Below are 10,912 nucleotides of genomic sequence, written 5' to 3'. Positions count from 1 at the left end.
CAACACGATTTACACCTGGACCGACGGCGAACTCTCGGGCCGCGAATCCATCGACGCCTACATGGCCTACACCCTGAAAATGGTCCAGACCTACCCCGACCGTTTCATCGGTTGCTTCGTCTACAACCCGCGCTGCGGAGTGCAGAACGGCGTCGAGGCGATCGAGCGCTACGTCAAGGAACACGGTTTCAAGATGGTCCAGATGCAGGCAAACATGCACGCCTACCGGCCTGATCGCGCACTGGACTGGGTGCGTCCATGCTTCGAGAAGTGCGCCGAGCTGGGTATCCCGGTCAAGCTGCACACCGGCGACGGCCCTTACAGCATCCCGTCCGAATGGGTGCCGATGATCAAGGAATTCCCCAACGTCGATTTCATCATGGCCCACTTCGGCGTGCAGACCGGCGGCGTCTACGTGTTCGAACCGATGCAATGGGCGATGGAGCTGCCCAACGTTTACTGCGAATCCGGCTGGTGCCTGCAATCGCGAATCGTCGAATTCGCCAAGGTCTTGCCAACGCACAAGATTCTGTTCGGCACCGACACCCCGCCGAACGAACCGGGCATGTGGCTGCGTCTGCTCGAAGTGCTGTGCCACGAACCGCCGCAAGGCCTGAACCTCGACGAGGACACCCTCGAAGAGTACCTGGGCAACAACACCGCGCGGATGATCGGCCTAGAGCCAACGCCGCCACCGCGTTCCGTTTCCGAAGCAGAGGCGCAGCTCAAGCGCCCCGTCACCACGCAATTGGCCAGGAGCTGAAGCGATGATTATCGATACCCATCTGCACCCCACCAACCTGGTCGACGAGGCCTGGCGCCACACCGGCGAACCGTTCACCGGCGAACGCATGCTCAAGCTGATGGACGGCCCGTACATGATCAACGGCAAGCCGCGCCGTATCGACATGGGTTTCATCCAGCCGCCACCGGGCAATACCGGTTATCGCGACGGCAACCGCCGGGGGCGTGAGGGCGTGCGCGATTACATGTCCTACATCGCCGAGCTCTGCATGAAGTACCCGGATCGCTTCATCGGCAACTTCAACTTCAACCCGCGCTGGGGGCCGGAAAACGGGGCGGCGGAGCTGGAATTCCACATCAAGGAATACGGTTTCAAGATGCTCAAACTGCACGCCAACATGCACGGCTATCGCCCGGACCGGGCCTTGGACTGGTTGCGTCCGGCAATGAAAGTCTGCGCCAAGTACAACATCGTCGTGCTGATCCACACCGGCGACGGCCCGTACACGATTCCGACCATGTTCTACCCGATCATCCGCGAGTTCCCGATGGTCAATTTCATCATCGGCCACTTCGGTATCCAGACTGGCGGCAACTACTCGTTCGAAGCGTTCTGGATGGCCATGGACACGCCGAACGTGTACTGCGAATCCGGTTGGTGCTTCCAGTCGCGGATCGTCGAATTCGCCAAGGAACTGCCGCGCAACAAGATCGTCTTCGGCACCGATTCACCGCCGAACGAACCGGGCATGTGGCTGCGTGAGCTGGAGGTGCTGTGCTCGCCGGCGCCGCAGGGGTTGGGGATTGATGAGGATCATCTGGAAGACTACCTGGGCAACAACATCGCCCGGTTGTGCGGGATCGAACCGACGCCACCGCCGAAGGATCTGGTTGAGGCAGATATTCGCCTGACCACGACTTACCTGTAGGCACACAGCGACTTTACAGGCACGAAGATGATCCGGCGTTCGTTCGACCGGCAGGCCAACGGCTTGTCGATTGATTGCCGACTCACCCCTGCGTGCCTGCTTTTTACGAGGTGAAACCATGACCCGTTCGACGCTCGGCGACTCTCAGGACTTTCACGCGTTCATCGATGCCTATCGCCGTGAATACCCGGACGATGTGCTGACCATCACCCAAGCGCTTTCTGCCGATCAGGACGTCACCGCCCTGGTCGACGCCCTTGCCGGACAGGGCCGCGATCCACTGCTGATCTGCGAAAACGTCGGCGGTCTCGGCGTGCCGGTGGCGACCAATCTCTTCGCCTCCCGCACCCGCATTGCCCGAATGTTTGGCGTCACTCCGGCGCAGCTGCACGAAACCTTCCAGACCCGTGCCAACCAGCCAATCCCGCCACGTTTCGTGGAAAGCGGCCCGGTGCTGGATGAAGTGTTCGAAGGTGAAACGCTGGATCTGGCGCTGCTGCCGATGCTCAAGCACTTCGACAGCGATCGCGGCCCGTACATCACCAACGCAATCATCATTGCCGAAGACCCCGTCACCGGCATCGCCAACATGAGCTATCACCGCTCGATGCGCCATGCCCGTCAGGCCCTCGCCACCAGCCTGCATTCACGCGGACACCTGTGGCGGATGCTGCAAACCGCCCGCGAGCGCGGTGAAGAGTTGCGGGTGGCCATGGTGGTCGGCGCGCACCCATTGTTCATGCTCGCCGCTGCTGCACGTTTACCCTACGGCAGCGATGAACGCGCGGTGGCGGGCGGCTTGTTCGGCGCGCCGCTGGAGCTGGTCAAGACGCCACGCTACGGCATCGGTGTACCGGCGTATGCCGAATTCGTGCTCGAAGGCGCGATTGATCCGACGGCTTACGCCGAGGAAGGCCCGTTCGGAGAGTTCAGCGGTTACTCCTCGGATCGCTCGACCAACAATGTGCTGCGTGTCGATACCCTGCTGCGGCGCAAGGACGCCTGGCTGGTCGACGTGATGGGTGGCCGCTACGCCGAACATCTGACGCTGGCGCGACTGCCCCGTGAAGCGGAAATGAGCGAAAAGCTCAAGGCGCGTTTCCCCGCCGTCACTGCCGTGCATTACCCGAACTCCGGCACGCATTTCCATTGCTATGTGGCGCTGGATCAGAGCCGTGACGGCGAGGCGCGGCAGATCATGCTGGCCTTGCTCGGCTGGGACCCGTACCTGAAAACCGTGATCGCGGTGGACAGCGATATCGACATCAGCGATGACAGCCAAGTGCTGTGGGCGCTGGCCACGCACTTCCAGCCGCACCTGGATATTTTCACCATCGACGGCTTGCCCGGCAGTCCGCTCGATCCGTCGTCTTCGGCGAACGGCACCACGTCACGCATGGGTCTGGACGCCACACGCGGCTCGGGTTTTGACGGGATCAAGGCGCAACTCGATCAGGACGTGCTCCAACGCGCCCGGCAACTGATCAAAGGGCTGCAGTCATGAACCGTCAGCGGATGGTGGTCGGCATCAGCGGCGCGTCCGGCTTCATCTACGGCGTGCGCCTCCTGCAATTGCTCAACGAACTCGACATCGAAAGCCACTTGATCATCAGCCGTGCGGCGCTGCTGACCATGGCCCACGAAACCGACTACAAACTGGCCGATGTCACCACGCTGGCTAGCCACTACCACCGCGCCGACGACGTCGCCGCCGGGATCGCCAGTGGTTCGTTCCGCAGTCTGGGCATGGTGGTTGCGCCGTGCTCGATGCGCACGCTGGCGGAGATCGCCACCGGTACCTCGTCGGGCCTGATCGGCCGCGCCGCCGACGTCACCCTCAAGGAGCGCCGCACGCTGGTGCTGATGGCCCGCGAAACCCCGCTGACCCTGGCCCACCTGCGCAACATGACCGCCGTTACCGAAATGGGCGGAATCATCGCCCCGCCGGTGCCGGCCTTCTACGCCCGCCCGGAAAACCTCGCGCAAATGGTCGACCACAGCCTCGGCCGGGTGCTCGACCTGTTCGGGCTCGATGCCGGTACTGCCACCCGCTGGCGCGAAAACCCCGAACCCTGTGGGAGCGAGCCTGCTCGCGAAAGCGGTGGGTCAGTCGGCATCACCGCTCAATGACACACCGCATTCGCGAGCAGGCTCGCTCCCACAGTTGATCGCACTCCGACAAAAACACAGGTAAGGAGCTTTAGATGAACACCCCCTTCAACGCCCCAACCCCGAACACCAAAATCCCCGTCACCATCCTCACCGGATTCCTCGGTGCTGGCAAAACCACCCTGCTCAACTACATCCTCAAGGAAAACCACGGCCGCAAAATCGCCGTGATCGAAAACGAATTCGGCGAAGTCGGCATCGACGGTGATCTAGTGCTGAGCTCGGAAACCGAAGAAATCTACGAGATGGTCAACGGTTGCGTGTGCTGCACCGCCGAGGTTCGCGAGGACCTGGTACGCATCGTCCGTGAACTGGTGGCGCGCCCGGTGCGGCTCGATCACATCCTGATCGAGACCAGCGGCCTCGCCGATCCGTACCCGGTGGCACAGAGCTTTTTCATCAACGACCCGATTGCCGATGAAGTCGAACTCGACGCCATCGTGACCATGGTCGACGCCAAGCACATCGCCCAGCATCTGGAAGATCTGCAACTGGACGGCGTCGACAATCAGGCCGTGGACCAAATCGTTTGCGCCGACCGCATCGTCATCAACAAGGTCGATCTGGTCAGCCCTGAAGAGGTGGAAACCCTGCGCGGCAAAATCCGTGGGTTGAACGCCACGGCGGATCTTGTGACCTCCACCAATGCGCAAATCGACCTGTCGAAAATCCTCGGTATCGGCGCCTTCGAAGCCACACAGAAGCTGATGGAAATCGGCGCTGATGAGCACGACCACCATGACCACGAACATCACCACGAAGAAGCGGACCACCAACACGACCCAAGCGTGTCCTCGGTCGGCATCGCCGTGGACGGCGCGGTCAATCTGATGGCCTTTCACCGCTGGATCAGTGAACTGCGCTCTTCGCAGGCCGACAATCTGTACCGCATGAAAGGCGTGCTGGCGGTGGCCAATGAAGACCAACGCTACGTGTTGCAAGGCGTACACAGCCTGGTGGAGTTCCGCGCGTCGACCCCGTGGGGCACGGAGCCGCGCTCGAGCAAGATCGTGTTCATCGGCCGCGACCTGGACCGCGCGGCACTGAATCAAGGCTTTGCCGCCTGCCTGGCAGGCTGAACAAGGCATCGGAGCCGGTGGATGGCGGTTCCGGGCACGAATGACTGATGCCGATCAGGCACTGTAAATCTATGGAATGAACCCTGTGATGAGGTTACTTGTGGCGAGGGGATTTATCCCCGATGGGGTGCGAAGCACCCCCAAAACCTGAACTCGCGGTTGATCAGACAAACCGCATGCACAGCATTTGCGACTGCTTCGCAGCCGATCGGGGATAAATCCCCTCGCCACAGGCTCCTCTTCACTCCAAGCGCTCATTCCAACAACCGATCTTCAGTGTTCACAGGTTCGCAAGCATCAGACGAATACCCCTCTCTACCGCATAAAAACAGCCAGAGGTGTTTCCCCATGTCGTCAGCCACATCCCCATCGCAAACCGCATCCACCGTACATCCCGTCGACCGCATTCTTCCGGTACGACAGATGCTCACCCTCGGCCTGCAACACATGGCCGTCTCGTACATCGGCGCCATCGCCGTGCCGTTGATTGTCGCCAGTGCCTTGAAAATGTCCCATGCCGAAACGGTGGCGCTGATCAGCACCACGCTGTTCTGTTCCGGCATCGCCACCCTGTTGCAAACCGTCGGGTTCTGGAAGTTCGGCGTGCGCCTGCCGATTTTGCAAGGCGTGGCGTTCAGCAGTGTTGGCCCAGTGATCGCCATCGGCAGCAACCCGGAGGTGGGGTTTGCCGGCGTCTGCGGGGCGGTGATCGGTGCCGGGATTTTTACCATGCTGATCGCGCCGTTCGTGGGTCGACTACGGCGGTTTTTCCCGCCGGTGGTGACCGGGTGCATCGTCACCGTGATCGGCTTGCAACTGTTCCCGATCGCCTATGAATGGGTCGGCGGCGGGCGCAATGCGAGCAACTTCGGTGCACCGGCGTTTCTCGGTGTGGCGGTGGTGGTGTTGCTGACCATTCTGCTGGTTAACCGTTACGGCAGCCCGATGCTGCGCAATATGGCGGTGCTGTTGGGCATGCTGGCCGGTGCAGGTCTGGCGTATGGCCTGGGCATGGGCAGTTTTCACAGCGTCGAAGAAGCGCCGTGGCTGACCGTGCCCTATCCGTTCTACTTCGGTTTGCCCACCTTCAGCCTGATTCCCATCGCAACCATGGTGGTGGTGATGATCGTGCAAATGGTCGAGTCGATGGGGCTGTTTGTGGCGATCGGCGACATCGTCGAAAAACCCGTGGAAGACAAGCAGGTGATCAACGGCCTGCGCGCCAACGGTCTGGCCAGCACCATCGCCGGGATGTTTGCTGCGTTCCCGTTTATTGCCTTCATGGAAAACGTTGGCCTGGTGATTTTGACCGGCGTGCGCAGCCGTTGGGTGGTCGCGGTCAGCGGCTTGCTCATGTGCTCGATTGCTTTGGTGCCGAAGGCCGGGGCGATCATCGCCTCGATGCCGACCGCAGCCCTCGGCGGCGCCGGCATTGCCATGTTCGGCGTGGTCGCGGCGGCGGGGATTCAGACCCTCGCCAAAGTCGACTACGAGCGCAATCGCTACAACGTGCTGATCGTCGGTTTCACCCTCGCCGCCGCGCTGGTGCCGGTGCTCGCGCCCACCCTGTTCAAACAATTACCCGCGTGGTCGCAGCCGTTCCTGCACAGCAGCGTGGTCATCGCCTGCCTGGTGTCGGTGCTGCTCAATGCTGCGCTCAATGGCGTCAGCGTGCCCGACTCCACCGCCAGCAAGTCCGCCTCGCACATCCTCTGAACTGGAGCCTGCCATGACTCAATTGCAAAACATCCTGATCAAAAACCCGGTCGCGGTCATGACCGGCCTGCGCGGCCCGCGTGCCCGGGCCGGCGCCGTGGACATCCGCGTGGTCAATGGCCGGATCGCTGAAATGGCCGCCGATCTTGCCGCGCAACCCGGCGAACGGGTGATCGACGCGCGCCACTGCGTGGTCTATCCGGGCTGGATCAACACCCACCATCACCTGTTTCAGAACCTGCTCAAAGCCGTTCCCGAAGGCTTGAATCAGGATCTGCAAGGCTGGCTCGCCAGCGTGCCCTACCCGCGCCTCAACCGCTTCACGCCGCAATTGGCACGAATCGCCGCGCGGCTGGGCATGGTCGAGTTACTGTTGTCCGGCGTCACCACCTGCGCCGATCACCACTACCTCTACCACGCCCACGGCAGCACCGAGACCGGCGATTTGCTGTTCGATCTGGCCGATGAATTCGGCTTGCGTTTCGTCCTGTGCCGTGGCGGCGCACTGGAGTCGGCCAGCGCTCATCCGGGCTTCTCGAAAACTGCCCTGCAACCGGAAAGTCTGGAGCAAATGGTCGGCGACATCGAACGGCTGAAATCGCTGTATCACCAGGACACACCGGATGCGATGCGACGTGTCGTGGTGGCGCCGACCACGCCGACCTTCTCGCTGCCGCCCACCTTGCTGCGTGAGCTGGCCCACACCGCTCGCGGCCTCGGTCTGCGTCTTCACACGCACTTGTCCGAGACGCAAAACTACGTGAACTTCTGCCGCGAAAAATACAACTGCCTGCCGGTGGAATTCGTCGCCGAACACGAATGGCTTGGCCCCGACGTCTGGTTCGCCCACGCCGTGCATCTGCAACCCGGCGAAATCCGCATGCTCGCGCAGACCGGCACCGGTATCGCCCACTGCCCGGTGAGCAATGCGCGCCTGGGTAGCGGCGTCGCGCCCATACCGCAAATGTATGAGGCCGGCGTGCCGATCTCCTTGGGCGTCGACGGCGTGGCCTCCAACGAATCCGGAAGCATGGTCGGCGAAGCCAACACCGCGTGGCTGATCCACCGCGCCGAACAAGGCGCTTCGGCGACCACGGCAGAAGACGTCATCCATTGGGGTACGGCAGGCGGCGCGCAGGTGTTGGGTTTGGGCGCGGTCGGCACGCTGGAAATCGGCCAGGCAGCGGATCTGGTGATCTACAGTCTCGATCACCCACGCTTCTACGGTTTCCACGACAGCGCCGTCGCACCGGTCGTGGCGGGCGAACCGATCACAGTGAAATACAGTCTGGTCGGCGGCCGTGTGGTCGTGGATAACGGCGTGATTCCGGGGCTGGATATCGAACGCATGCGCGCCGAGGCGTGGGAAGGTGTGCAGGCGATGATGAAGGTCGACGATTGATCCCACCGCCAAACCGTGTAGGAGCAGCCGAAGGCTGCTCCTACACAAAACCGGTGGATTCGCGACTTCAGGGATTCTCGACTAACGTTACTCCCTCATCGGACAGAGCCCCTGCCAGCCACACCGGGCTCTTGATCAAGGAGAGACTGATGACATCCCGCCGCAACATCGAACAGACCTATCGCACCTGGTCCAGCCCCATCCTGCTGGAGCTGAAAAAACGCGAGCACCAAATGAAGCCGGTCGAACGTCAGGCGCTTGAGAATATATTGGTGGAAAGGAGGTTGCTGGATATCGGCAACCCTGACGGCGTCGAGCGCCGCCAGGGCAAATAAGGGGCGTGAGTCCGTTATCAATCCAGCAATCCGGCGCTCTTCAGCAGTTCGCCCAATCCCTTCGGCACCAAGGGTGCCTGCTCACTGAAGCTTGAGCTGTCATGCCAGCGCACGGTGAAGGGAGCGCCGTCGCTTTCATGACCCTCAATCTGCGTATGCGCGTACACGCTGGCGTCGGCAAACATCGCATCGTAGACCTGGACAATTTCGTGTCCCGGTTTGCCGTTGTAGATGAACAGGTTTTCGAGGGTGCCGAGCAGGCGCAGGTTCGTCATGGACAGGCCCAACTCTTCCTGCACTTCGCGCACGATCGCTTCGGCGCTGGTCTCGCCGAAATCGATTCCGCCCCCAATAGGTCGGAAACAGGTTTGCCGGCTCGCCGGGTCACGAAACTGGTTAACCAGAATTTTTCCGTTGTGGTGAAAAACACAGAGAGCTAGGGCGCGGATACGAGGTTCGGCCATGGGCTGAAATCCATTTACAGGTGTGAGGCGCGGCATTTAAACACGATTTGCGCGGCACACCTGTGGCCGTCATTTGAAGCGCACACCTCAGACCGGAGAAATCGTCGCGAGCAGGCCAATCATGATGGTCAGTACCAAAAAGCCACCCAGAAAAAACGCCATCTTGTTCATGTTGCTCTCCTCAATGCTGAGCTTGCGGTGCACTGGACGCTTCGGGATGAAGGACTGTCGCGAGTGACCGAACTGCCGGGGCATTTTGATCCTGCATCTGAACCGATTACAGGGGCAGATTGAAACGAAAAAAGCGTATCAGATGGGATCTGATCTGTAGGAGCTGTCATAGGGTGGTATTCAGGCAGCGACAACAAGCTTGCCCTGCCAGCGCTTTGATCTAGAGTCGAAGAACAATAAAAACCCAGAGGTGCAAATGACTGACCTGAATCTGCAACCCAGTGCTGCCGAATCCCTGAATCGCTGGCACGAGATGATCCGTACCGGCGACTTGAGCGCCCTGCCCACGCTGCTTGATGCCAACGCCGTGTTTCGCTCACCGATGGCGCACACGCCCTATCCCGGCGCGCAGGTGGTGGCGATGATCCTCAACACGGTGTTCAAGGTGTTTGAGGATTTTGAATATCACCGGGAACTGTCCACGGCTGACGGGTTGAATGTGATTCTGGAGTTCAGCGCCAAAGTCGGCTCTAAGGAGCTCAAGGGCATCGACATGATTCGCTTCGATGAGCACGGCAAGATTGTCGAGTTCGAAGTAATGGTGCGCCCGTTAAGCGGATTGCAGGCGCTGGGTGAAGAGATGGGGCGACGGCTTGGAGCTTATCTGGCTACCGCCAAAGCCTGAACGTCCGCCCACGGTAAAGACACAAAAAAGCCCACTGACCGTCGCCGGTTCAGTGGGCTTTGTGTGTCAGGCGTCTAGTTACAGAGCCATGTCACGTGCAGCGTTTTCCTTCGGAGCTTCAGCTTTTTCAGCTGCAGGTGCAGCCGGAGCAGCAGCCTGACCGATCACGGGTGGAGTCGGCAGTTCGAGGATTTTGGCGGTGTAAGCCCACTCGGCAGCCACTTTGGCTGGATCGCTGTTCAGCTGGGTGCCGTAGCTTGGAACGATCTGGTGCAGCTTGGCTTGCCATTCTGGCGTTGCCACTTTGTCTTTGAAGACTTTCTGCAGCACGCTCAGCATGATCGGTGCAGCGGTCGACGCGCCTGGCGATGCGCCCAGCAGACCGGCGATGGAGCCGTCTTGTGCAGCAACGATTTCGGTGCCCAGTTTCAGCACGCCGCCAGCGGCTTCATCACGCTTGATGATTTGCACGCGTTGGCCGGCTTGCCACAGGCGCCAGTCTTCAGCTTTGGCGTTCGGGAAGTATTCCTTCAGCGCGTTCAGACGGTCTTCATCCGACAGCATCAGTTGGCCAGCAAGGTACTCGACCAGCGGGTATTCCTTGATGCCGACCTTGGTCATAGGCCAGATGTGGTGGGTGGTGGTGCTGGTCAGCAGGTCCAGGTACGAGCCTTCTTTCAGGAACTTGGTGCTGAAGGTCGCGAATGGGCCAAACAGGATGACACGCTTGCCGTCCAGAACACGGGTGTCCAGGTGCGGAACGGACATCGGTGGTGCGCCAACCGAGGCTTTACCGTAAGCCTTGGCCAGGTGCTGTTCGGCGATGGCCGGGTTATCGGTCACCAGGAACGAGCCGCCAACCGGGAAGCCAGCGTATTCCTTGGCTTCAGGAATGCCCGACTTCTGCAGCAGGTGCAGAGCGCCGCCGCCCGCGCCGATGAACACGAACTTGGCGTCGGTTTCGGTTTTGGTGCCGTCTTTCAGGTTTTTGTAGCTGACGCGCCAGGTGCCATCTTCGTTCTTGGTGATGTCCTGCACTTCGCTGGACAGTTTCAAGTCAAAGTTAGGCTTGGTCTGCAGGTAACCGGCGAACTGGCGGGTGATTTCGCCGAAGTTCATGTCGGTGCCCAGCGGGCTCCAGGTGGCCGCGATCTTCTGGTTCGGGTCACGCCCTTCCATCATCAGCGGAACCCACTTCGTGATCACAGCCGGGTCTTC

Annotated in this window: 12 protein-coding genes; 9 read left to right on the top strand and 3 right to left on the bottom strand. The window is 60.8% G+C overall.

The annotated features are described in order from the left end of the window. The 8 genes from ACIOVB_RS16150 to ACIOVB_RS16115 form a co-directional block, all read left to right on the top strand. The coding region (locus ACIOVB_RS16150; RefSeq protein ID WP_401269286.1) for an amidohydrolase family protein at positions 1 to 763 on the top strand (763 nt) is incomplete at its 5' end. A 4-nt stretch (positions 764 to 767) separates the two neighbouring features. Next, positions 768 to 1,673 carry an amidohydrolase family protein gene (locus ACIOVB_RS16145; protein WP_034152486.1) on the top strand — a complete coding sequence of 302 codons (906 nt, stop codon included), beginning with the start codon at positions 768 to 770 and terminating at the stop codon, positions 1,671 to 1,673. Positions 1,674 to 1,791: 118 nt separating this feature from the next. Next, positions 1,792 to 3,177 carry a UbiD family decarboxylase gene (locus tag ACIOVB_RS16140; protein ID WP_401269283.1) on the top strand — a complete coding sequence of 462 codons (1,386 nt, stop codon included), beginning with the start codon at positions 1,792 to 1,794 and terminating at the stop codon, positions 3,175 to 3,177. After that, on the top strand, positions 3,174 to 3,803 hold the full coding sequence (locus tag ACIOVB_RS16135; RefSeq protein WP_401269280.1) for a UbiX family flavin prenyltransferase: 630 nt from the start codon (positions 3,174 to 3,176) through the stop codon (positions 3,801 to 3,803). Before ACIOVB_RS16140 ends, ACIOVB_RS16135 begins: the two co-directional genes overlap by 4 nt. A 74-nt stretch (positions 3,804 to 3,877) precedes the next feature. Then, the gene (locus tag ACIOVB_RS16130) at positions 3,878 to 4,921 is read left to right on the top strand and encodes a CobW family GTP-binding protein (protein WP_401269277.1); all 1,044 of its coding nucleotides are present in this window, start codon (positions 3,878 to 3,880) and stop codon (positions 4,919 to 4,921) included. A 348-nt stretch (positions 4,922 to 5,269) separates the two neighbouring features. Next, positions 5,270 to 6,637 carry a nucleobase:cation symporter-2 family protein gene (locus ACIOVB_RS16125; RefSeq protein WP_401269275.1) on the top strand — a complete coding sequence of 456 codons (1,368 nt, stop codon included), beginning with the start codon at positions 5,270 to 5,272 and terminating at the stop codon, positions 6,635 to 6,637. 13 nt (positions 6,638 to 6,650) lie between these two features. After that, positions 6,651 to 8,039: an amidohydrolase family protein gene (locus ACIOVB_RS16120; protein ID WP_401269274.1), complete on the top strand. Its 1,389-nt coding sequence runs from the start codon at positions 6,651 to 6,653 to the stop codon at positions 8,037 to 8,039. Positions 8,040 to 8,188: 149 nt separating this feature from the next. Continuing rightward, positions 8,189 to 8,374, top strand: a complete 186-nt coding sequence (locus ACIOVB_RS16115) for a hypothetical protein (protein ID WP_401269271.1) — start codon at positions 8,189 to 8,191, stop codon at positions 8,372 to 8,374. 17 nt (positions 8,375 to 8,391) lie between these two features. Here ACIOVB_RS16115 and ACIOVB_RS16110 read toward each other — a convergent pair whose 3' ends face one another. Further along, entirely contained in the window at positions 8,392 to 8,838 is a 447-nt protein-coding gene (locus ACIOVB_RS16110; RefSeq protein WP_401269268.1) for an NUDIX hydrolase, read from the bottom strand. Positions 8,839 to 8,925: 87 nt separating this feature from the next. Further along, positions 8,926 to 9,093 (bottom strand): hypothetical protein, encoded by a 168-nt coding sequence (locus tag ACIOVB_RS16105; RefSeq protein ID WP_187677100.1) that lies wholly within the window; start codon positions 9,091 to 9,093, stop codon positions 8,926 to 8,928. Between the two features lie 172 nt (positions 9,094 to 9,265). Here ACIOVB_RS16105 and ACIOVB_RS16100 point away from each other — a divergent pair, with 172 nt between their 5' ends. Next, positions 9,266 to 9,694, top strand: coding sequence for a nuclear transport factor 2 family protein (locus ACIOVB_RS16100; RefSeq protein ID WP_401269265.1), 429 nt, complete (start codon positions 9,266 to 9,268; stop codon positions 9,692 to 9,694). A 78-nt stretch (positions 9,695 to 9,772) separates the two neighbouring features. On the opposite strand, the gene ACIOVB_RS16095 is transcribed toward ACIOVB_RS16100, so the two are convergent. Next, positions 9,773 to 10,912 (bottom strand): malate:quinone oxidoreductase (locus ACIOVB_RS16095; RefSeq protein WP_401269263.1); only part of this gene is annotated, 1,140 nt, incomplete at its 5' end.

This window comes from Pseudomonas sp. NPDC087639 (genome assembly GCF_044743385.1).
Taxonomy (GTDB): domain Bacteria; phylum Pseudomonadota; class Gammaproteobacteria; order Pseudomonadales; family Pseudomonadaceae; genus Aquipseudomonas.
The sequence above is the reverse complement of the archived record's forward strand: the minus strand, read 5'-3'. Positions and strand labels throughout refer to the sequence as shown.